General features: G+C 75.4%; 15 protein-coding genes and 2 pseudogenes. 8 read left to right on the forward strand and 9 right to left on the reverse strand.

Translation table 11 applies throughout. From position 1 onward, the window contains the following. Nucleotides 1–25: 25 nt before the first annotated feature. On the reverse strand, nucleotides 26–1,735 hold the full coding sequence (locus ABWK59_RS03740; protein ID WP_354637853.1) for a SulP family inorganic anion transporter: 1,710 nt from the start codon (nucleotides 1,733–1,735) through the stop codon (nucleotides 26–28). A gap of 191 nt (nucleotides 1,736–1,926) precedes the next feature. Between ABWK59_RS03740 and ABWK59_RS03745 the strand changes: the two genes are divergently transcribed. Both ABWK59_RS03745 and ABWK59_RS03750 read left to right on the forward strand, forming a co-directional pair. After that, nucleotides 1,927–2,781: a class II glutamine amidotransferase gene (locus ABWK59_RS03745; protein WP_354637854.1), complete on the forward strand. Its 855-nt coding sequence runs from the start codon at nucleotides 1,927–1,929 to the stop codon at nucleotides 2,779–2,781. Nucleotides 2,782–3,059: 278 nt separating this feature from the next. After that, the gene (locus ABWK59_RS03750) at nucleotides 3,060–3,371 is read left to right on the forward strand and encodes a hypothetical protein (RefSeq protein WP_354637855.1); all 312 of its coding nucleotides are present in this window, start codon (nucleotides 3,060–3,062) and stop codon (nucleotides 3,369–3,371) included. A gap of 83 nt (nucleotides 3,372–3,454) precedes the next feature. Here the strand turns inward: ABWK59_RS03750 and ABWK59_RS03755 are convergent, their stop codons facing one another. Further along, the gene (locus ABWK59_RS03755) at nucleotides 3,455–3,757 is read right to left on the reverse strand and encodes an SHOCT domain-containing protein (RefSeq protein ID WP_354637856.1); all 303 of its coding nucleotides are present in this window, start codon (nucleotides 3,755–3,757) and stop codon (nucleotides 3,455–3,457) included. A 290-nt stretch (nucleotides 3,758–4,047) separates the two neighbouring features. On the opposite strand from ABWK59_RS03755, the gene ABWK59_RS03760 reads away from it, so the two are divergent. Further along, the gene (locus ABWK59_RS03760; RefSeq protein WP_354637857.1) at nucleotides 4,048–6,864 is read left to right on the forward strand and encodes a LuxR C-terminal-related transcriptional regulator; all 2,817 of its coding nucleotides are present in this window, start codon (nucleotides 4,048–4,050) and stop codon (nucleotides 6,862–6,864) included. Nucleotides 6,865–6,944: 80 nt separating this feature from the next. Here the strand turns inward: ABWK59_RS03760 and ABWK59_RS03765 are convergent, their stop codons facing one another. From ABWK59_RS03765 to ABWK59_RS03775, 3 genes are all read right to left on the reverse strand, one after another. Continuing rightward, nucleotides 6,945–7,427: a DUF7144 family membrane protein gene (locus tag ABWK59_RS03765; protein ID WP_354637858.1), complete on the reverse strand. Its 483-nt coding sequence runs from the start codon at nucleotides 7,425–7,427 to the stop codon at nucleotides 6,945–6,947. A gap of 62 nt (nucleotides 7,428–7,489) precedes the next feature. Next, nucleotides 7,490–7,891 carry an SHOCT domain-containing protein gene (locus tag ABWK59_RS03770; protein WP_354637859.1) on the reverse strand — a complete coding sequence of 134 codons (402 nt, stop codon included), beginning with the start codon at nucleotides 7,889–7,891 and terminating at the stop codon, nucleotides 7,490–7,492. 266 nt (nucleotides 7,892–8,157) lie between these two features. Further along, nucleotides 8,158–8,886: a VC0807 family protein gene (locus ABWK59_RS03775; RefSeq protein ID WP_354637860.1), complete on the reverse strand. Its 729-nt coding sequence runs from the start codon at nucleotides 8,884–8,886 to the stop codon at nucleotides 8,158–8,160. 355 nt (nucleotides 8,887–9,241) lie between these two features. Here ABWK59_RS03775 and ABWK59_RS03780 point away from each other — a divergent pair, with 355 nt between their 5' ends. Together ABWK59_RS03780 and ABWK59_RS03785 are read left to right on the forward strand one after the other, a co-directional pair. Then, nucleotides 9,242–10,270: a helix-turn-helix transcriptional regulator gene (locus tag ABWK59_RS03780; RefSeq protein WP_354637861.1), complete on the forward strand. Its 1,029-nt coding sequence runs from the start codon at nucleotides 9,242–9,244 to the stop codon at nucleotides 10,268–10,270. A gap of 110 nt (nucleotides 10,271–10,380) precedes the next feature. Next, nucleotides 10,381–10,641: pseudogene (locus ABWK59_RS03785) on the forward strand (hypothetical protein); the annotation flags it as partial. Between the two features lie 77 nt (nucleotides 10,642–10,718). On the opposite strand, the gene ABWK59_RS03790 reads toward ABWK59_RS03785, so the two are convergent. Then, nucleotides 10,719–12,332: a peptide chain release factor 3 gene (locus tag ABWK59_RS03790; protein WP_354637862.1), complete on the reverse strand. Its 1,614-nt coding sequence runs from the start codon at nucleotides 12,330–12,332 to the stop codon at nucleotides 10,719–10,721. A 230-nt stretch (nucleotides 12,333–12,562) separates the two neighbouring features. On the opposite strand from ABWK59_RS03790, the gene ABWK59_RS03795 reads away from it, so the two are divergent. Next, the gene (locus ABWK59_RS03795) at nucleotides 12,563–12,772 is read left to right on the forward strand and encodes a hypothetical protein (protein ID WP_354637863.1); all 210 of its coding nucleotides are present in this window, start codon (nucleotides 12,563–12,565) and stop codon (nucleotides 12,770–12,772) included. Between the two features lie 28 nt (nucleotides 12,773–12,800). Here the strand turns inward: ABWK59_RS03795 and ABWK59_RS03800 are convergent, their stop codons facing one another. After that, nucleotides 12,801–13,007 carry a DUF2180 family protein gene (locus ABWK59_RS03800; protein ID WP_354637864.1) on the reverse strand — a complete coding sequence of 69 codons (207 nt, stop codon included), beginning with the start codon at nucleotides 13,005–13,007 and terminating at the stop codon, nucleotides 12,801–12,803. 210 nt (nucleotides 13,008–13,217) lie between these two features. Between ABWK59_RS03800 and ABWK59_RS03805 the strand changes: the two genes are divergently transcribed. After that, nucleotides 13,218–13,481: a GlsB/YeaQ/YmgE family stress response membrane protein gene (locus tag ABWK59_RS03805; protein ID WP_354637865.1), complete on the forward strand. Its 264-nt coding sequence runs from the start codon at nucleotides 13,218–13,220 to the stop codon at nucleotides 13,479–13,481. Between the two features lie 38 nt (nucleotides 13,482–13,519). Here the strand turns inward: ABWK59_RS03805 and ABWK59_RS03810 are convergent, their stop codons facing one another. Next, nucleotides 13,520–16,432 (reverse strand): AfsR/SARP family transcriptional regulator, encoded by a 2,913-nt coding sequence (locus ABWK59_RS03810; protein WP_354637866.1) that lies wholly within the window; start codon nucleotides 16,430–16,432, stop codon nucleotides 13,520–13,522. A 387-nt stretch (nucleotides 16,433–16,819) separates the two neighbouring features. On the opposite strand from ABWK59_RS03810, the gene ABWK59_RS03815 reads away from it, so the two are divergent. Continuing rightward, entirely contained in the window at nucleotides 16,820–19,852 is a 3,033-nt protein-coding gene (locus ABWK59_RS03815) for an ATP-binding protein (protein WP_354637867.1), read from the forward strand. Nucleotides 19,853–19,961: 109 nt separating this feature from the next. On the opposite strand, the pseudogene acs reads toward ABWK59_RS03815, so the two are convergent. Then, nucleotides 19,962–21,921, reverse strand: a pseudogene (acs, locus tag ABWK59_RS03820) (acetate--CoA ligase). Nucleotides 21,922–21,931 lie beyond the last annotated feature (10 nt).

Genomic DNA, 21,931 nt, shown 5'->3' on the forward strand with positions numbered 1-21,931 from the left:
GCAGCGCCTCCACGGCGGTGCTCCGCTACTCGGGGTGCTCGGCGCGGTACGCGGCGACCGCCGTGGGGAGGGTGGGGAAGATCCGGTCCTCCCCCACGGCGGCGGTGAGGCCGTAGGCGTCGAGGTCGTCGCGCAGGTCCTGCTTGACCCGGGCGAGGGCGAACACGATGCCGCGGTCGGTCAGTTCGCGGCGCAGCGCGTCCACCGAGTCCAGGGCGGTGATGTCCACCTCGACGTTGGCCTCGGTGTTGAGGACGAACCAGTGCACCGGCTGGGCCTGTTGGTCCACGGCGGCCAGCGCCCGGCGCTTGAAGTTCTCGGCGTTGGCGAAGAACAGCGGGGAGTCGTAGCGGTAGACCACCAGGCCGGGGACGGTCCGGGCGGCCGGGAAGTCGTCCACGTCGTGCATGCCGGCCAGGCCCGGCACCAGCCCCTGGACGGCGTCGTGCGGGCGGGCCACCCGGGTCAGCAGCTCGGCGATGGAGAGGCCGACCGCGACCAGCACCCCGTAGAGGATGTCCAGCGCCAGAACGCCGATCAGGCAGCCGACCGCCAGCAGGAGTTCCTCCAGCCGGAAGGCGGCGAGCTGTCGGAAGCCGGCCAGGTCGATCATCCGGACGGCCGCGTAGACGACCAGGGCGCCCAGCACGGCGGTCGGGGTCCGGCTGAGCACGGAGCTGAAGAACAGCAGCAGGACGATCACCACGGCCCCGGAGGTCAGCGCGAAGACCTGGGTGCGGGCGCCGGAGGACTGGGCCAGGGCGGTACGGCTGGCGCTGCTGCTGACCGGGAACCCGTGCAGCACGCCGGCGCCGAGGTTGGCGGTGCCGAGGGCGAGGAGCTCCTGGTTGGCGTCCAGCCGCTCGCCCTCGTCGCCCGTGCGGAAGGCGCGGCCGGTGAGGATGAAGTCGGTGTAGCCGACCAGCAGGACGCCGAGCGCGGGCAGCACCAGTTCGCCCAGGTCCTTCAGCGGGGGGAGGTCGACGCCGGGCAGCCCGGGCGGGATCTCGCCGATCACCGCGACGCCGTGCGCCTCCAGGTCGAAGGCGGCGACCGCGGCGGTGCCCAGCACCAGCACGATCAGCGGCCCGGGGACGTGCCGGCCGACCCGGGCCGAGCCGAACAGCACCAGCAGGGCGCCGGCGCTGATCAGCACGGTGGGCGGGTCGGCCTCGTCGAGGTGCTCCAGGAAGGAGAACAGCTGCGGGAAGAACCGGTCGCCCTCGGTGGGCACGCCGGTCAGCTTGGTCAGCTGGTCCACCATCATGATCAGGGCCACGCCGGCGAGGTAGCCGATCAGCACCGGCTTGGAGAGCAGGTCGGCGACGAACCCCAGCCGGGCCAGCCACGCCACCAGGCACAGCAGCCCCACCACGACCGCGAGCGCGGCCGCCAGGGCGGCGTAGCGGGCCGGGTCGCCGGCGGCGAGCGGCGCGACCACGGTGGCGGTCATCAGCGCCGTGGTGGACTCGGGTCCGACCGACAGCAGCCGCGAGGAGCCGAGCAGGGCGTACACGCCGATCGCCGGGAGGATCGCCCACAGCCCGGTCACCGGCGGCAGTCCGGCCACGGACGCGTACGCCATCACCTGCGGCACCAGGTACGCCGCCACGGTCACGCCGGCCACCAGGTCGCCGCGCAGCCAGTCGCCGCGGTACCCGCGCAGCACGCCGACGCCCGGGGCGGCGGGCACGCGGCGGCGCCAGAACTCCGGATCCGCTGGGTTCCTGGGCATGGCGCTCCTTCCGGACGGGGCAGCTACATCATGGGGCGCGGCGGGCTCCGGCCGCGAGACCGCACCGGGAGCGCGGCGGGCCCGGCCGCGAGGCCGACCGGGGGACGCCGGTCTACGGTGGATGAGGCGAGCGCGGACTCCCGGGTCCTCCTCCGGGCGCCCGGGTGCCGCGCGGGAGGACGGTGATCGCCGTGTGCAGGTGGCTGGCTTACTCCGGGACCCCGATCCCGCTGGCGGATCTGCTGTACAGACCGGCCCACTCGCTGATCGACCAGAGCCGCCACTCGAGACTCGGCGTGGAGACCACCAACGGCGACGGCTGCGGGGTCGGCTGGTACCCGGACCTGGCGCCGGAACACGCCGACGGCCCGCCGGAGCCCGCGGTGTTCCGGGACATCGGGCCCGCCTGGAGCGACCGCAACCTGCGGGAGCTGTCCCGCTGCGTGCGCTCCCCGCTCTTCTTCGCCCACATCCGCGCCTCCACCGGCTCGCCGGTGCAGCAGAGCAACTGCCACCCGTTCCGGTACGGGAGGTGGCTGTGGATGCACAACGGCTCGATCGGCGGCTTCGCGCAGCTCAAGCGGGACCTGGCGGTGGCGGTGGACCCGTCGCTGTACCCGTCGATCGAGGGGTCCACCGACTCGGAGCTGATGTTCTACCTGGCGCTGACCTTCGGGCTGGAGCAGGACCCGCCCACCGCCGTGGAACGCATGATCGGCACCGTGGAGGCGGTCGGGGAACGGCACGGGGTGCCCAACCCGGTGCAGATGACCGTGGCGGCCTCCGACGGCGAGAACATGTGGGCGTTCCGGTACTCCACCGAGCACGCCTCGCGCTCGCTGTTCTACAGCACGGCGGTACGGGCGCTGCGGCAGATGCACCCCGAGATGGAGGTGCTCCAGCGGGTCTCGGACGAGACGCGGATCGTGGTCTCCGAGCCGCTGGGCGACCTGGCGGGGGCGTGGAACGAGGTGCCGGAGTCCACGTACGGGATCGTCCGGCAAGGGCACGACGAGATGCAGCCGCTGACGCCGAAGCGGGGGTGACGCGCCGCCGGGAGGCACTCACCCGCGCCCCTTGGGTGACCCGGTTACGACGGATCGCGGCATGTGCAACTCCCGGTCGCGGGAGCGTCGTACGGCGCCGCACCCGTCCGACCTCGCGCAGTTCCCCGCGCCCCCCTGGGTAACCCGATGCAGCCGGGAGGCGCGTTCATGCTGAGGTGACCTCGGTCGGCGGCGGTCGGCGCGCCGAACGGCGGGGGGTTGCGCAGCATGGGCCTATCGCGGCCGCGTCGACGGCCGCCGGGGTCCGGGAGGTGCCCGTGCACGGTGAGCTGTGGCAGACCGGGGCCGTCCAGTGGGCGCTGGCCGCCCGCGCGGTGGGCCTGGGCCAGGTGGGCAATCTGCTGGCGGACCTCGCGGAGGACATGCCGAGGTCGTACACCGCCGCCCGGTTGCGGATCCCCGTCGCACCGACCGCGCTGGCGCTCGGGCTGCCGACGGCGCTGCTGCTGGCGGCCCTGGAACGGTTGGAGGAGGAGCAGTTGATCACCCACACCCTGGACGGGACCGACCCCGAGCAGCTGCACGCGGAGATCGTGCTCCGCTCCCCCGGCGGCCCGGGACGGTGGTGAGCGGTCCCGGGATCACCCGGACGGCCGTACGGCGGCGGGGCTCCGCGAGGGCGGGGCCTCACCGCCGGTGGGAAGCCGCGCGGCTACGAGGCGAGGATCCTGGCCTTCTGCGCCTCGAACTCGGCCTCGGTGAGCACGCCCTGCTCCTTCAGCCCGGCGAGCTCCTTCAGCTGGTCGATCTTGCTGTCCATGCTGGGCGCCGCGGGCGCGGCCGGCGCGGGGGCGGGCGGCGGGGCGGCGGGCTGCTGCTGGGCGTACTGCTGCTGCTGGGCGTCGTCCTGCTGCGCCCAGCGGCCGGCCTGGCGGCGCGAGACCCGGTTGGAGACGGCGGTCGCGGTGCCGGCGACCACGGCGGTACGGGCGACTCCCCTGATGAGGCCTGGCATGTTCGGCTCCCGGTGTCCTCGGTGTCGGTGGCGTCCTCGGTCCCGCGTCGGCGGCCGTTCTCCGCCGACCGTCGCGGTCCGTCGGTCGCGGTGACCGTAGCTCCGCCCGGTCCGGGCGCGGATCACTCGCCGGGGGTGACTCCCGGGACGCGCCGCCCCGCGCCCGGGGTGGCGGCCGCTCGGGGGCGGCGCCGTGGAGGGCGATTTCTTGCGGGCGGTCGGGTGGGTCAGGAGGATCGAGTCAGGACGTGCGCAGCGGGCGTGCGCCGCGCTGTGAGTGGTGGTCGGCGATGAACGCAGATCCCGGCCGGTGGCCCGTCGATCCGCAGGCCCCGCCGCGAGGTCCGGTGCCGGGGATCGGTCCGGTGCTGCCGGGTGGCGACCCGGTGCTGGCGGCCCGGCTGGCGGTTCCCGGGTACCCGGAGACCTTCGTCCGGCGGCCGCGGCTGGAGGAGTCGCTGAGCCACGGTCTGTCCCGGCCGCTGACGCTGGTCAACGGCCCGGCGGGGGCGGGCAAGACGCTGCTGGTGGCGCACTGGGCGGCGACCGCGCCGTTGCCCGGCCCGGTGGCGTGGCTGACCGCCGAGCAGGAGGACGACGCGCCGGGCGTGTTCTGGACGTACGTGCTGGAGGCGCTGCGGCGGTCCGGAGTGGCGCTGCCGGCGGACCTGGACGGGCCCGCGCTGGCCGGGGCGGTGGACCAGGCGATGCTCTCCCGGCTGGCCGCGCACCTGGCCGGGCGGGCGGCGCCGGTGGTGCTGGTGGTGGACGAGTTGGAGCGGATCGGCTCCTCGGCGGTGGCGGACGGCCTGGAGTACCTGGTGCGGCACGCGGACGGCGGGCTGCGGCTGGTGCTGATCGGCCGGATCGAGCCGCCGCTGCCGCTCCACCGGCACCGGGCGGCCGACGAGCTGGCCGAGGTACGGGCCGCCGACCTGGCGTTCACCCCGGCGGAGACGGCGGAGCTGCTGCGGCGGCACGGGCTGGCGGTCTCGGACGCCGGCGCGCAGGCGCTCACCGAGCGGACCGAGGGCTGGGCGGCCGGGATCCGGCTGAGCGCGCTGGCCTCGGAGCAGGCGGCGGACCCGGAGGCGTACCTGAAGGAGTTCGAGGCGGACGACGGCGCGGTGGCCGACTTCCTGCTGGCCGAGGTGCTGCAGGCGCAGCCGTCCCGGACGCAGGAGTTGCTGCTGCGGGCCAGCGTGCTGCGGCGTGTCCACGGGGAGCTGGCGGACGCGCTGACCGGGCGGCAGGACGGTGGGCCGGTCCTGGCGGAGCTGACCCGGGTGAACGCCTTCGTGGCCGCGCTCGGCCACGGCTGGTACCGGATCCACCCGCTGTTCGCCGAGATCCTCCGGGTCCACCTGCGGGCCCGGCACCCCGGGATCGAGGCGGACCTGCACCGGCGGGCGGCGGCGTGGCTCCGCGGCGACGGCCGGATCGAGGAGGCGGTGGCGCACGCGGCGGCGGCCGGGGACTGGGAGGCGGCGGCGTCCTGGTTCGTCGGCGAGCTGGCGATCGGGCAGCTGTTCCACGGACTGGAGGCTCAGCGGTGGACGGAGCTGTTCGCCGGTCTGCCGGACGGGACGGCCGGCCGGACGGCGGCCCTGGTCCGGGCGGCGCTGGCGCTGGCGGCGGGTGACGCGGAGGGCGGGCTGCGGCAGTTGGAGGCGGCGGAGGGTGCTGCGGATCAGGGGGCGGAGGACGGGGCGGCGGCGTTGAGTGCGGCGTTCCTGCGGGTGCGGGCGGCGCGGCTGCTGGGGGCGGACTCGATGGCCGAGGAGGCCGCCGGGTCGGCCGAGCGACCGGGCGACGGGCTGGCGGAGCCGCTGCGGCGGCACCCCGAGCTGCCGGCCCTGCTGCTGACCGAGCTGGGGTCGGTACGGCTGTGGGCCGGGCGGACCGAGGCCGCGCGGTCGGCGCTGTCCGCGGCGGCGCGTGCCTCCGGCGGGCCGGTGATCGCCCCGGTCCGGCACCGGGCGCTGGCGCGGCTGGCCCTGCTCGACCTGGGGCAGGGCCTGCCCGGGCGGGCCGAGGGGCACGCCCGGCAGTCGCTGCGGGAGGCGGAGCGCTGCGGCCTGCCGCCCGGGGCGCGCAGCGGGGTGGCGCACGCGGTCCTGGGCGGGGTCGCGTGGGAGCGGGACGACCCGGCCGCCGTCCGGATCGCCCTGGACCGGGCCGCCGCCACCGCGGAGGCGGCGGGCGATCCCCTGCTGGAGGTGGAACTGGCGGTGCTGCGCTGCCGGTTGCTGCTCGCGGAGGGCGATCCGGCGGCCGGGCTGCGGGCCCTGGAGAAGGCCGCGGCCGCGGCCGGACCGTCGCCGTGGGCCCGGGGCAGGCTCGCCCTCGCGGCCTGCGCCGCGCACCTGGCCGCGAACGAGCCCGCGGCGGCGCTCCGCGCACTGCGCCCGGTGGCGGGAGCGGCGGCCGGCGGTGGGCCGGAGCACCTGGTGGCCCGGGCGCGCGCCCACCTCGCCGGCGCCGATCGGCGAGGCGCGGCGGCCGACCTGGACGCCCTGGCGGGCCCGCAGGCCCGGACGCCGTCGGTCGCCGTCCGGTCGCTGCTGGTCCGGGCCGAGCTGGCGGCCTCCGGCGGTGAGCCGGACCAGGCCCGGCACCTGGTCGAGCACGCCCTGGCCACCGCTCAGGCCGACCGCCTGGTCCGGCCGTTCCGGGAGGCCGGGGCGTGGCTGCGCCGGCTGCTGCGGGACCGTCCCGGCACCGCGGACGGCCACGACTGGCTGCCGCCCGACCTGGCCTCGGCACGCCCGGCGACGGGCGAGGACGCGCGGGAGGCGGCCGGGCGGCGCCGGGCTGCCCGGGTGCCGGCGGAGGGCGGCGGTGAGGGGCGCGGCCAGGGGCTCGGCGCGGCGGCCGGGCCGGACCCCGGGACGGCGGATCCCGGGGTGATCGTGGAGCCGCTGACCGAGCGGGAGCGCGAGGTCCTGCAGCGGATCGCCCAGATGATGTCCACCGAGGAGGTCGCCGCCGACCTGCACCTCTCGGTGAACACGGTCAAGACCCACCTGAAGAGCATCAACCGCAAGCTGTGCACCACCCGCCGGGGCGAGGCGGTCCGGCGGGCGCGGCGGCTGCACCTGCTGTAGCGGCACCCGGTGGATCGGCGGTACGCCCGCCGGACCGGCCGCGGCGGGTCGGTCAGGCGGTCGGTCGGACCGGCGGTCGGTCAGGCGGTCGGGCCGGCCCGGTCGGCGGCGGGGGCGGCCTCCGCCGTCTCCATCGCCGGCGGGCGGCCGCCGTACGCGATCAGGGCGTAGACGCCGATCACGTCCAGCGCGATGATCATCACGGACCAGACCGGGTACGAGGGGATGAACGCCATCTGCGCGAAGGCGTTCAGCACCAGCACGGTGACGCCGAACCAGCGGGCGGCCGGCACCCGGGCGAGCACGCCCACCACCGTGAAGGCCTGGGCGACGGCCAGGCCCAGCATGGCCCATCCCCAGGCCCGCAGGTCGCCGAAGACGAAGGTGGCGTCGCCGACGAAGACCCGGGAGCGGTTGATCGCGGCGATGCCGTCGAGTCCGTTGAAGAGCGCGAGGATGCCCAGCAGCACGGCGGCGAACCTGAGCATGTTCTCGCCCGCCGGTGCGGCGGCCCGCGGCTGCCCGAAGCCGGCGGATCCCATCCGGTGTTGCGCGGTTGCCATCGAAAGCCTCCTGAGACCGCCCCCGGCCCGACGCGGCGTACCGGGGACGGCCTGATCGCCGGTCAGGCGGCCAGGACCTTGTCCTTGGCCCGCCGGTACTCCTCCTCGGTGATGTCCCCGTGGTTCTTCAGGTCGGCCAGCTTGGCGAGGTCGTCCACGCTGCCGCCCGAGCCCGCGCGGGTCTCGGCCGCGGTGGCCTGGACGTAGGCGCGGAACTGCTGCTCGGTCTGCACCATCCGGGCGCCCTCGCGCATGCCCATGCCCTTGCCCCTGGCCAGCAGGTAGACGAAGACCCCGAGGAAGGGCAGCAGCACCAGGAAGACCGACCAGCCGGCCTTCCCCCAGTTGCTGACCGTGTCGTCCCGGAACAGGTCGCCGAAGACCCGGAACAGGAGGAAGAACCACAGGATCCACAGGAAGACCCACATCGTGGTGAAGAAGACGTTGAGCAACGGATAGTCCACGGCGGGCCTCCACTCCTCGGCGGCGTGCCGCTGCGCTGCGGGCACGCCGGGCCTGGCAGGACGGCCCGGGTGTCCGGCGGCCTGGCCGCGGACGGGACCGTCCTCGGGTCCACCATGCGCCGTCCGGAACGCCTCCGCCCCACCCGCCGCGGGTGATCGTCGCGGCGGGCGGGGCGGAGGCGGTGGGGGGCGCAGCCGGTGGGGAGCGGAGGCGTTGGAGGTCGGCCGGGCCCGGGGCCGGGCCGGTCCTCGGGTGCTGCCGGGGGTCAGGCCGGGGTGCCCGCCGAGGCCTCGGCGGCTTCGGCGGCCGCGGCGGCGGCGGCGGCGGCGGCCAGGGTGGCCTGCATCCGGGCCCGGGAGCGCTTGCCGTACGAGACGGTGTAGAAGATCAGACCGCCCAGTACGGCCCAGGGCATGATGCTGCTGACGGTCAGCATGGTGGAGGTGTCCAGCGCGTAGGTGAGGGCCGCCTTGAGCAGCGCCTCGGCGATGAAGCCGACGCCCCAGATCACCGTCAGCCGGCGCTGGCCGCGGCGGAAGCCCTCGTACTCCCACAGACCGTTCCAGCGGGCGACGCCCTCGGCGGTGCCTCCGGAGGCGAACTTGCGGCCGAAGTAGAACATCGCCGGACGGGCCGTCAGCAGCGTGACCAGGAAGCCCAGACCGATCAGGCAGGTGAGGGCGGAGTCCTTGAGGAAGATCAGCTTGGTGCTGTTGTAGGCGACCGCGCTGAGCGCCGAGAGGGAGAGGGTGACCAGCGAGAAGATGCCGAACTCGTCCAGCCTGCGGTGCAGCGCGAAGTAGATGCCGAGGTCGGCCACCGGCCAGGCCGAGGAGATCAGCAGCGCGCCGGCCTCCGCCATGCCGTGGTCCTTGAGCATGTTGAAGGTGATGATCGGCGCGATGATGTTGAACAGCAGGGTCGGGCCCCAGTCGAGCAGCAGGCGGAGCGCCTTGCCGCTCTGCTGCGGTGCCTGGGATTCCGTCTCGGACATGGTGGTGCTCTCCTCGGGACGACGGGTCGCGGCCCGGCGTGCGGGGCACGACGGGCCGGACGGTGGGGTGGGCGGGTCGCGGGATCGGTCGCGGCCGGCTCGGTCCGGTCCCGCCGTGGGTCGGAACACCGCGGGCGGGCGGCCGGACGGCGGGCACGCCGACGGCCCCCGCCGCAGAAGATCTTGGCCTGTTCGCGGCGGCCGGGGAAGCCGGGTGGAAGGCAGCATCCGGCCAATGGCAGGATGGCGACACGACGGCCGAACGGGGAGGCCAGTGGGGTCGGCAGCCCGCCGACCAGCCGGAATGTCGACCGGCAGCGGATCTCGGGGGGAGAGCCGAAGGATGTTCGAGGGCTTGGGACTGGGGCCCGACGCCGGTGCCGTCTACCGCCTGATACTGACCGAGGACGTGTCCCACGGCCCGGAACTGGCCGCCCGGCTGGGCCTGCCGGTCGAGCGGGTGGCGGCCGCCCTGGGGGAACTGGCCGACGCAGGGCTGGTCCGGCCCTCCGTCGAGGGCGAACCCGGGACGGGCGGACCGGACGACGGGGGCGATCTCGACGGTGCTGCTCCCGCGCTCGGTGAGCGGCTTCAACTCGCCGACCCGCGCGCCGGGTTGCGGCATCTGCTGGACCGCCAGGAGGCGCGGCTGCGGGAGCAGCGCGAGCGGTTCGATCGGAGCCGGACGGCGGTGGAGCGGCTGCTCACCGAGTACGCGGTGGCCCAGCCCGGCAGCGGGCACCGGGACGCCGAACGGCTGATCGGCCGGGAGACGGTGGTGTCCCGGATGGAGCGGCTGGCCTCCGGCGTCCGGTTCGAGTGCCTGTCCTTCCAGCCGCCCTCGCAGGCGACGGCCGCGACCACGGCAGCCCGCGAGGTCAACCTGGAGGTGCTGGCCCGCGGTGTGCGGATGCGGTCGGTCTACCCGGACCAGGCGCGGCGGGACGCGCCGAGCATGGAGCACGCCGCCTGCCTGCTCGGGCACGGCGCGGAGATCCGGACGGTACCGGTGATCCCGGTCCGGATGATCGTGTTCGACCGGGCGGCCGCCGTCCTCCCGGTCGACCCGGACTCCCGCTCCCCCGACGCCGTCCTGGTCACCGCGCCCGGTGTGATCAGCGCGCTGCTGGCCCTGTTCGAGGCCGTGTGGTGCACCGCCGTACCGCTGGGGCAGGTGGGGCCGCCGCGGGAGGACGGGCTGAGCCGGCAGGAGGAGGCGCTGCTGCGGCTGCTCGCCCAGGGCCTGACCGACGACGCCGCGGCCAACCGGCTGGGCCTGTCCGTCCGGACCGTCCGCCGCAACACCGCCGCCCTGATGGCCCGGCTCGGCGCCCGCAGCCGCTTCGAGGCCGGCGTCCGCGCCCGCGAACGCGGCTGGCTCTGAACCCCCGCCGCCCGCCCATCGCTCCCGACCGCACGTCAGAGGGCATAGGCTCCAGCTGCCGTACGGGCACGTGCCGTCGGCGACGGACGAGGCGGGACGGCCGCCGGCGGACCCTGACCGACGGTACGGGCCCCGGGCCGCGGGGCACGCTGGAGCGGTTGCGGCCCGAGCCGGGCGACCTGCTACCCAAGGACGCCTCGCGGATCACCGGCTTCCGGCTGTCGCTGGCCAAGGGCATGGGCAGCACCCGCGGCAACGCCGAGTCCGGGTTCATCCGCAGCGTCGACGCCGCCGTGGAGCGCTTCCACACCACCGTGGTGGCCCGGCTGGACCACCGGGCCGTCCGTCGGACTGCGGTCGCCGGGAGCTGAGCCGTCCGACCTCTGCGGACCGCCGGACGTCCTCGGGGGCGTCCGGCGGTTCGCGGATTCCGGCCGTGGTGCCGGGGTCAGTCGGCGGTGGCGATGAGGGGGTCGAGGCGGACGTCCGGCTTGTTGCGCTGGAAGGAGTTGAGGTACCAGCGGTCCGCGAAGACGGCGAGCAGGGCGTCGTCGGAGCGGCGGATGAGGACCTCGGCGTTGGTGAGGCGGTCCTTGGCGATGACCTCGGCGCCCTCGGCGTCGGTGACCCGGGCCAGCTGGTACGGGAGCCGGTCGAGGGTGATCGGCGAGGAGAACTCGTGCTCCATCCGGTGCAGGACGACGTCGAACTGCATCGGGCCGACCGCCGCCATCACCGGCGCCTGGTCGCCGCGCCGGTCGGAGACCAGCACCTGGACCACGCCCTCCTCGTCGAGCTGGGAGACACCGCGGCGGAACTGCTTGGAGCGGCTGATGTCCTTCGGCCGGGCCACCGCGAAGTGCTCGGGGGCGAAGGCCGGCAGCCCCGGGAACTCGGCCTTGCGGCCGGAGAAGAGGGTGTCGCCGACCCGCAGCGAGGCGGCGTTGATCAGGCCGACCACGTCGCCCGGGTACGCCTTGTCGACCACCGTGCGCTCGGCACCGAAGACGGTGTGCGCGTACTTGGTGGTCAGGGAGCGGCCGCTGGCCGCGCGGGTGACGTTCATGCCGCGCTCGAAGACGCCCGAGCAGACCCGGACGAAGGCGATCCGGTCGCGGTGGGCCGGGTCCATGTTCGCCTGGATCTTGAAGACCAGGCCGGAGAACTCCTCGGTCACCTCGCGGCTGCCGCCCGCGGCCAGCGGCCGGGGGGCCGGCGCCGGGGCGAGGTCGACCACCGAGTCCAGCAGCAGCTTGACGCCGATGTTGGTGAGCGCCGAACCGAAGAACACCGGGGTGATCTTGCCGCTCTCGAAGGCCTCGCGGTCCCAGCCCGGACCGGAGTCGAGCACCAGCTCCAGCTCCTCCAGGGCGTTCTGCCAGGGCTCGCCCTCCTGCTCGACGGCCTCCTCGGCGGTCAGGAGCTCCTCGATCGCCGCGTGCGTGCCGGCCGGCACCTTGGTGTACCGGCGCATCTGCTCGGTGTTCGAGGCCTCCACCAGTCCGCGCAGGTTGCCCGCGACGCCGACCGGCCAGACCATCGGCACCGGGGTGATGCCGAGGTGGGTCTCGATGTCCTCCAGCAGCGTGAGCGCGTCGCGGCCGCGGCGGTCCCACTTGTTGATGAAGGTGATCACCGGGACGCCACGGTGCCGGCAGACCGCGAACAGCTTGCGGGTCTGCTCCTCCAGGCCCTTGGCCGCGTCGACCAGCATGATCGCGCAGTCCACGGCGGCCAGCACCCGGTAGGTGTCCTCGGAGAAGTCCGCGTGGCCGGGGGTGTCGACCAGGTTCATCACATGGTCGCGGTGGCCGAACTGCAGGGCCGCCGAGGTGACCGAGATGCCGCGCTCGCGCTCCAGCTCCATCCAGTCGCTGGTGACGCCGCGCCGGCCGCCCTTGGCGTGCACCGCGCCGGCCGAGGTGATCGCCCGCGCGTGCAGCGCCAGCGCCTCGGTCAGGGTGGACTTGCCCGCGTCCGGGTGGCTGATCACGGCGAAGGTGCGCCGGCGGGCGGCCTCGGCCAGGACCTGGACGGTGGGGACGGACGGTTCGCTGCTCACGGGCATCCTCGGGTGCGGGTCGACAGCAGGACGGCGGTTGCTCCCCCGTACCTGCCGGGCCGCGGATCCGGTGCACAGCCCCGGAAGATTGTAGTCAGCGCGCGGAGCCTTCCGGAACGCGCGGCGGGGTGGGCGGGGTTCGGAGGTCGGGGCGGGGGGTGGGGCTGGGCTCGGCGGTACCGTTGAAGGTTGGTTCTCGAACCGGACGGCAACCCGAGGGGGTGACCCCGATGCCCAGGAGCAAGCGGGACGTCCAGACGCTCGGCGACATCTTCCAGCTGCCCAGCGCACCCGCGCCGGAGGCGGTGCTGGTGCGGGTACGGCGGCTGGTGGCCTCGCACGCGCACGGCGCCGAGGACTGCCGCCTGCTGCTGGAGGCCCTCGGCCTGACCGCCGAGCACGGCACGGACGGGCTCACCGCCCCGGCCGGGGGCGGGTGATCGCGCGTTCATGCCACAGGATCGGGGGTCAGTCGAGTGCCTCGGCGGGGGTACAGGTGGCGCAGGCGATCCGGCGGGCCTTCCCGGGGAGGGTGGACGGGCCGGTGCCGCTGAGGTGGTGGACGGTGTCCGCCAGTTCCCTGGCGTGCGCGCCGCAGAGACCGGCGCCGCAGTGGTGGCAGACGGCGACGGCCGGGGTGGTCCGGTCGGCGAGGTGGCAGTCGTAGCAGTTCACGGTGGGCTCCTTGTCCTTGCTCGGACGGTCGGGCGGTCGGGCGGTCGAACGGGCTCTGGATGCGCCTACCCTCCGTACACATTCCCCGCCGGGGCGGTTCTAGCGGGTGCCGAACCGGGTGGGTGGGGTGATGCTGGGTTCGCACCGCTGTGAGCTGCGGCGATTCGGTGGCGACGCGGCGGTGAGGCAAGAGAGGGACCGGAGGTCGTCGTGTTCCAACTGCTCTGGATTCTGCTGATCGGTCTGATCCTCGGGTTGGTGGCCCGGCTGCTGCTGCGGGGGCCGCAGAGCATTCCGTGGTGGCTGACGATGCTGCTCGGTGCGGCCGGCGCGTGGCTCGGCAATGCGGTGGCGGGCTGGCTCGGGGTCGGGAGCACCTCGGGCATCGACTGGACCCGGCACGCTCTGCAACTCGGGTTCGCCGTTCTGGCGGTGGCGCTGGTCGCGCCGGCGTGGAGTCGGCGTAAGTCGTGAGGCGGGTGGGTGGGGGGTGATGCCCCACAGGCAAGGGGTCAGGTACGGGTGAGGAGGTTGTGGGCGCGGTGGGTGCCGGCGGTGTCGCCGAGGGTGGTGAGGAGGTGGAGGGCCTCTTCGGCGAGGGTGCGGGCGCGGGTGGGGTGGCCGGCGGCGAGGTGGGCGGTGGCGGCGGCGAGGAGGGTGTGGCCGCGCTGGGTGTGGAGGCCGTGGGCGGTGCAGATGGCGAGGGCGTCGTCGTACCGCTGCACGGCGTCCTCGTGGCGGCCGAGGGCGGTGAGGGCCTGGCCCTGGCCGCGCAGGGCGAGGGCGGCGCCGAGGTGGCAGTCGGCCTGCTGCCAGAGCCGGAGGGAGTCCTCGCTGTGCCGGAGGGCGTCGGCGGGGGCGCCGGCGGCGAGGCGGACCTGGGCGAGACCGAGGGCGCCCTGGGCCTCCATGCCGGTCTCGCCGTTCCGGTGGGCGAGGGTGCGGGTCAGTTCGAAGTAGTGGGCGGCGTCGTCGAGGCTGTCGGGGTCGAGGGCGGCGACGGTGCCGAGGGTGTAGGCGGTGCGCTGGGGGAGGACGCCGTCGTCGACGCTCCGGGTGGCCTGGGCGCGCAGCGCGAGAGTGCGGGCCCGGGCGTGGTCGCCGGTGTACGCGTGGGCGACGGCGAGGACGATGCAGGCGTGGACGGTGACGGCGGGGTCGTCGCCGCGCTCGGCGGCCCGGACCAGGGCGGTGGCGGCGGGCAGCAGGGTGGTCCAGGGCAGCCGGAGGTCGGTGGAGGGCAGCAGGGCGGCGAGCAGCCCCGCGAGGGTACGGGTGTCCGTGGCGCCGACCGGGCGGCTGGGGTGTTCGAGGATCTGAACGCAGAGCCGGACGATGGCGGGCAGTTCGCCGACCACCCAGCGCTGGGCGTCGCCCTTCTCGCGGAACCGCGGCCCTTCAGGAAGGCGGGTGGCGGGGATCCGGACGCCGGGCGGGGCGGGGTCGCCGGTGCGGGGGTCGAGGGCGTCGGAGAGGCGGCTGTAGGGCCGTTCGATGCGCAGGGCAGTGGTGACCCCGATGAGGTAGTGGAGGGCGAGCCGGCTGAGGGCGGCGGCGCGCTCGGCGTCGGGGTCTGCCTCCAGGGTGCGGTGGCGGCCGTACAGGCGCAGGAGGTCGTGGAAGCGGTAGCGGCCGGGGTCGGTGGACTCCAGCAGGCCGGCGTCGGCGAGGGTCTCCAGGACGTCCTCGGCCTCGTCCTCGGTGTGGTCGAGGACGGCGGCCGCGGCGGCGGGTGAGAGGTCGGGGGTCTCGGGGATGGCGAGCAGGCGGAAGGCGCGGGCCTGGTCGGCTTCGAGGGAGGCGTAGGAGAGTTCGAAGGCGGCGTCCACGGCGAGGCTGCCGGCTTCGAGTTCGGTGAGCCGCCGGGCGCGGTCGGTGAGGCGGTCGACCAGCGCGGCGATGGTCCAGCGGGGGCGGGCGGCGAGCCGGGAGGCGGCGATCCGGACGGCGAGCGGCAGCAGTCCGCAGGCGCGGACCAGGCGGCGGGCGGCGTCGGGGTCCTGCCGGGTGCGGTCGGGTCCGGCGATCCGGTCGAGCAGGGCGACGGCCTCGTCCTCGGTGAAGGGGTCGAGGGCGGTGCGGCTGGTGACGGGCAGGCAGGGCAGCGGGGTGCGGCTGGTGGCGAGGACGGCGCAGTCGGGTGTGCCGGGCAGCAGCGGTTCCACCTGGGCGGTGTCGGCGGCGTTGTCGAGGAGGATGAGCAGACGGCGGCCGGCGAGCCGGCTGCGGTACAGCGAGGTGCGCTCGCCCGGGTCGCCGGGGATGTTCGCGGGCGGGACGCCGAGGGCGCGCAGGAAGAGTTCCTGGACGGTGTACGGGTCGGCGGGGTTCGCGCCGGCGCCGCGCAGGTCGGTGTAGAGCTGGCCGTCGGGGTAGCGGGCACGGACCCGGTGGGCGGTGTGGACGGCGAGGGCGGTCTTGCCGACGCCGCCCATGCCGTGGATGACGCAGACGGTGCCGGCGGCGCCGTCGGGTGCGCGGTCGAGCAGCTCGGCGAGGGCGGCGGCGGGCTCGCGGCGGCCGGTGAAGTCGGGGACGGCGGAGGGCATCTGGGCGGGGACGACCCAGGCGGGCGGCCCGGCGACGGCGGGCGGCGCGGGAGGGGTGGGCTCGCTCTCGGCGTCCGCCGTCGGGGTCGACGGAGGGCCGGCGGTCGGGCCGGGGTGGGCGAGGGCGGGGTCGGAGCCGAGGATGCGGCGGTGCATCTCGGCGAGTTCCGGTCCGGGGTCGATGCCGAGTTCCTCGGCGAGGTGGCGGCGGGTGCGCTGGTACCCGGCGAGGGCGGCGGCCTGCCGTCCGCAGCGGTAGAGGGCGAGCATCTGGAGGGTGCGCAGCCCCTCGTGGGCGGGGTGCTCCTCGGCGAGGGCGGTGAGTTCGGCGGCGGCCGCGGTGTGCCGGCCGAGGTCGAGTTCGAGGCCGAGCCGGGCCTCCAGCAGGGCGAGGCGGCGTTCGGTGAGGCGGTGGCGCTGGCGTTCGGCGTACTCGCCGGGCACGCCGATGAGCGGGACGCCCTGCCAGAGGGCGAGGGCCTGGTCGAGCAGCCGGACGGCCCGCTCCGGGTCGCCGGTGGCGCGGGCCCGCTCGGCGGCGGCGGCGAGCCGGTCGGCGCGGGCGGTGTCGAGGCCGTCCGGGGCCAGCCGCAGCGCGTACCCGCCGGCGAGGGAGACCAGCAGCCGGGGCTCGCGGGGGTCGGTCTCCAGGACGGCGCGCAGGCGGGAGACGTGGTTGCGCAGGGCGACGGCGGCGCTGGCCGGGGGTTCGTCGCCCCACAGGCCCTCGATCAGCTCCTGGACGGAGGCGACCTGCCCGCCACGGAGGGCGAGGGCGGCCAGGACGGCGCGCTGCTGGGCGGTGCCGGGTCCGAGTTCGCGGTCGGCGCGCCAGGCCCGGACCGGTCCCAGCACGGCGATCCTCAGCTCGTCCACGGCCGCTGTACCCCTGTCGTCGTGCGCGTCCGGACCGTCCGGACATCTCGTCGGGGGTCCGCCATGCTCCCCTTATCAGGAAATTACGGGTACGTGACAGCGTCCCCGCAGAATCGTGGGGACCCTACCCGGTACCGGTGGCGGTCGGTGCCGACCGACCGCCATTCGGCCGGGCCCGCCCCACCGAGTGATCGTGCCTGCTGACACCGTCGTGACCCCCCTCGCCCCGCCGGCCCGTCCGAGGGCCTCCACCCCCGTCCCACCAGCGGAAACGCCATACCGGGCACCCCACCGACCGGATGGTACAGGTGTGCGACCCGCTGGCCCGAACGCCACGCCCGAACGTCGCCGACCGGTTTCCCTCGATCGCCGCCCCGGGAGGCGCCCGTGTTGATCGGCCGTGAGTGCGAGCTGGAGATGCTGGTCGGGCTGCTCGGCGGCCCGGTGACCGGGACGGCCATCCTGGTCCACGGCGACTCCGGCAGCGGCAAGAGCCGGCTGCTGCGGGCCGCCGTGGAGCGGGCCCGCTGCGACGGCGACACCGTCCTGGTGGCCTCCGGCGACCCGCTGGAGGCCGGTTTCGCCTTCGGGATCGTCCGCCAGCTGTTCGAGCGCGCCGCCGTGGCCGCGGCCCGGGCCGACGGGGACCGGGACGGACTGTTCGCCGGGCCCGCCGCCGCGGCCGCCGCCGTCCTGGCGCCCTGGACGCTCGGCGCCGGCGACCCCGGGTCCGACCCCACCCCGTACGACGTCGGCGACGGCCGCGACGGCTCGGACGACCCCGAGCAGGCGCCCGAGCCCGACCCGGCCCTGCTGAACGGCCTGTACTGGCTGGCGCTCAACCTCGCCGGATCCGGCCGGCTGGTGCTGGTGATCGACGACCTGCAGTGGGCGGACACCGCCTCGCTTGCCTGGCTGCGCTACCTGCTGCGCCGCGCCCCCGGCCTGCCGGTGGTGCTGATCGGCGCGCTCGGCCCCGGGCGGGCCCCCGCCGCCGACGAGCCGCTCGGCGCGGTGCTGCCGCTCTTCCGCCACCAGCTCACCCTCAGCGGGCTCGGCCCCGAGGACACCGCTGCCGTCGTCCGCGAGCTGTTCGGCACCAGCGCCGACCGCTCCTTCGCGCTGGAGTGCCACCGGGTCACCGGCGGCAACCCGTTCCTGCTGTACGCGCTGCTGCGCTCGCTGCGGGCCGCCGGCCTCAAGCCGGACGCCGACGCCGCCGCCGACCTGCTGCACCACCTGCCACCGGACGTCGGCCGGGCCGTGTACACCCTGCTGGCCAACGCCGGACCGCACGCCACCCCGGTGGCCCAGGCGGTGGCCGTGCTCGGCGGCTCCCCCGCACTCGACCTGGTGGCGTACTGCGCCGACCTGGACCCGCGGCAGGCCGAGGACGCCACACACGCGATGATCCGCGCCGGGCTGATGTCCCGCGAAGGCGACGGGATCGGCCTGCTCTGCCCCGCCCTGGCCACCGCCGTGGCGGACGGCGTGCTGCCCTCCGTCCGGCAGCGGATGCACCAGCGCGCGGCCCGCCGGCTGATCGCCGCCCAGGCGCCCGCCGAGGAGATCGCCGTCCACCTGCTGCCCGGGCCGCTGGGCGAGCCGGACACCGCCGGCGTGCTGCGCCGGGCCGCCGCCCGGGCGATGGCCCGCGGCTGCCCGGAACGCGCCGCCGAGTACCTGCACCGGGCGCTGCGCGAGCCGTTGGAGGAGCGGGAGCGGGCCGCGCTGCTGATCGAGTGCGGGGAGGCGGAGCTGGCCTCCAGCGTGCCCGCCGCCGTCCGCCACCTGGAACGCGGCCTGGCACTGGCCGGCAGCCCGGCCGAGCGGGCCACCGCCGCCCGGCCGCTCGCCGCCGCGCTGTTCGCCCTCGACCGGCACTCCGACGGCCTGGCCGTGCTCAACGACGCCAGTACCGCGCTGCGCGAGACCGACGCCGCCGAGGCGCTCCGGCTGGAGACCGAGTTCGTCTTCGCCGGCCTCACCCAGGCCGCCTCGGCGCCCGCCGTCCTGCCGCGGCTGCTGGAACTCGACCTGGACGAGGCCGGGGACGAGGCGGCCCGCCGCGCGGTCGCCGCGCTGCTGAGCCTGCGCGCCGCGATGACCGGCGACCGGCCGAGCCGGGTCGCCGCGTTCGCCCGCCAGGCGCTCAGCCAGGGCCTGCACCCGGGCGACGACCGGTCCGCCGTGTACCTGGGCGCAGTCCTGGCCCTGGCCTGCGCCGGCCAGGCCGAGCTGGCGCTCTCCCACGCGGACGCCGCGGTCGCCCAGGCCGCCTCCGACGGCTCGGGACTGCTGTACGCCCGGGCCTGCGCCACCCGTGCCGGGGTCGCCCTGCGGCTCGGCCGGGTGCTCCGCGCCGAGACCGACGCCACCGCCTCGCTGGCCGCGATCGCCCGGGTCGGCGTCGACCCGCACAGCAGCCACGCCGTCGCCCCCGTCACCGTGCTGATCGACGCCATGCTCAAGCAGGGCCGGGTCGCCGAGGCCGACGCCTGCCTGGAGCGAAGCGGGCTGGCCGGCGACCTGGACGGCCACTGGATCAACGACTACGCCCTGCTGGTCCGCGGCAGGCTGCGCGCCGCCCAGGGCCGGCCGGCCGAGGCCCTCGCCGACTTCCTGCACTGCGGGCGGCGCAGCTGCGACCGGGCGATGCCCGGTCCCTGGCTGCTGCCCTGGCGCTCGGAGGCCGCGCTCACCCACGCCGCGCTCGGCGACGCCGAGGCGGCCCGGGCCCTGGCCGCGGAGGAGCTGGAGCTGGCCCGGGACTTCGACGTGCCGGAGGTGATCGGGGCGGCGCTGCGGGCGGTCGGCCTGGTCACCGGGGGTCCGGAGGGCCTGGACACGCTGCGGCTGGCGGTGGAGGTGCTCTCCGGCACCCCGGCCGAACTGACCCTGGCCGCCGCCTGCGCCGACCTCGGCGCCCAGGCCCGCCGGGCAGGACGGCTCGCCGAGGCCCGCCGGCACCTCAAGCGCGCCGCCGACACCGCCCACCGGCTGGGCGCCGAGGCGATCGCCGACCAGGCGCTGGCCGAGCTCCGCGCGATCGGCGACCGCCCGCGCGGCCGGGCCTTCCACGGCGTGGAGGCGCTCACCCCGACCGAGCGGCGGGTCGCCGCGCTGGCCGCCCGGGGCCGGACCAACCGCGAGATCGCCCAGCAGCTGTTCGTCGGGCTCCGGACGGTCGAGGTGCACCTCACCAACACCTACGGGAAGCTCGGCATCGCGGGGCGGGCCCAGCTCGCTCAGGCGCTGGGCGGACTCCTCGACGACGCGGCGGACGCGGGTGGTGCCGGTGACGGCGCTCACCCGGCGGCCACGCCGGCCGCTCCGGCCACGTCCTCCGGTACTGCCGCCGGTGCCGCCTCGGCCGGGCGTCCCCGGATCCCCGCGGCCCGGCGGCCGCAGGAGCGCTGACGGCGACGGGCGTACCGCACACGCCCCAACGCCGACCGGCCGTACGAGAACACCGAGGAGCCCCCGCCACCGAGCACGGTGGCGGGGGCTCCTCGGCGTGGCAGGGTGGTCAGTCCTCCTGGACCGGCGCGGCGGCCAGGCCCTCCTGGATGAGCGTCATGACCGAGGAGTCGGTGAGCGTGGTGACGTCGCCGATCTCGCGGTTCTCGGCGACGTCGCGGAGCAGGCGGCGCATGATCTTGCCGGACCGGGTCTTGGGGAGCTCGTTGACGACCAGGACCCGCTTCGGCTTGGCGATCGGGCCCAGGGTCCGGCCGACGTGCGCCCGCAGGTCCTCCACCAGCGCCTCGCCCCGGTCGGTGGCGGTGCCTCGGAGGATGACGAACGCGACGATCGCCTGCCCGGTCGTGGCATCCGCCGCACCGACCACCGCCGCCTCCGCCACCGCCGGATGCCCGACCAGCGCCGACTCCACCTCGGTGGTCGAGATGTTGTGCCCGGACACCAGCATCACATCGTCCACCCGGCCCAGCAGCCAGATGTCCCCGTCCTCGTCCTTCTTCGCCCCGTCCCCCGCGAAGTACCGGCCCTCGAACCGCGACCAGTACGTGTCCAGATACCGCTGATCGTCCCCCCACACCGTGCGGAGCATCGACGGCCACGGCTCGGTCAGCACCAGATACCCACCCGCACCGTTCGGCACCTCCCGCGCCTCGTCGTCGACCACCGTCGCCGCGATCCCCGGCAACGGCCGCTGCGCCGAACCCGGCTTGGTCTCGGTCACCCCCGGCAGCGGACTGATCATGATCGCGCCGGTCTCGGTCTGCCACCACGTGTCCACGATCGGGCACCGCGAGCCACCGATGTGCTCCCGGTACCACACCCACGCCTCCGGGTTGATCGGCTCCCCCACACTGCCCAGCACCCGCAGCGACGACAGGTCGAACTTCGCCGGGATGTCATCGCCCCACTTCATGAACGTACGGATCGCGGTCGGCGCCGTGTACAGGATGCTCACCCCGTACTTCTGCACGATCTCCCAGAACCGGCCCTGATGCGGGGTGTCCGGAGTCCCCTCGTAGATCACCTGGGTCGCGCCGTTCGCCAGCGGCCCGTACACGATGTACGAATGCCCGGTCACCCAGCCGATGTCCGCCGTGCACCAGTACACATCCGTCTCGGGCTTCAGGTCGAACACCGCGTGATGCGTGTACGCGGCCTGGGTCAGGTACCCGCCCGAGGTGTGCAGGATGCCCTTCGGCTTCCCCGTCGTCCCCGAGGTGTACAGGATGAACAGCGGGTGCTCCGCCTCGTGCGCCACCGGCGCGTGCTCCGCGGACTGCTGCTCCACCAGCTCGTGCCACCACACGTCGCGGCCCTCGGTGAACGCCACGTCCTGGCCGGTGCGGCGCACCACCAGCACCCGCTCCACCCCCGGACACCTCTCCAGGGCCTCGTCGATCCGGCTTCAGCGCGGACGGCTTCCCGCGGCGCCACCCGCCGTCCGCGGTGATCACCAGCTTCGCGTCCGCGTCCTGGATCCGGGAGGCCACCGCGTCCGCGGAGAACCCGCCGAAGACGACGGAGTGGGTCGCGCCGATCCGGGCGCAGGCCAGCATCGCCACCACCGCCTCGGGGATCATCGGCAGGTACACCGCGACCCGGTCGCCCTTGCCCACCCCCAACGCGAGCAGCGCGTTCGCCGCCCGGGACACCTCGTCCTTCAACTCGGCGTAGGTGATCGACCGGCCGTCCCCCGGCTCACCCTCGAAATGGATCGCGACCCGCTCCCCGTGCCCGGCCTCCACATGCCGGTCCACACAGTTGTACGCCACGTTCAGCGTGCCGTCGGCGAACCACCGCGCGAACGGCGCCCGCGACCAGTCCAGCGTCTCGGTCGGCTCCACCGCCCAGCTCAACCGCCGCGCCTGCTCCGCCCAGAACGCCAGCCGGTCCCCGGACGCGGCCGCGTACGCCGCACCCGACACGTTCGCGGAAGCCGCCAACCCCGCCGGCGGCGCGAAGCGACGCTCCTCCCTCAGCAGATTGGCCAGGCTCTCGTTGCTCACGGTCGTACTC

Origin of the sequence: Kitasatospora sp. HUAS MG31 (assembly GCF_040571325.1) — a bacterium.
GTDB lineage: Bacteria > Actinomycetota > Actinomycetes > Streptomycetales > Streptomycetaceae > Kitasatospora > Kitasatospora camelliae.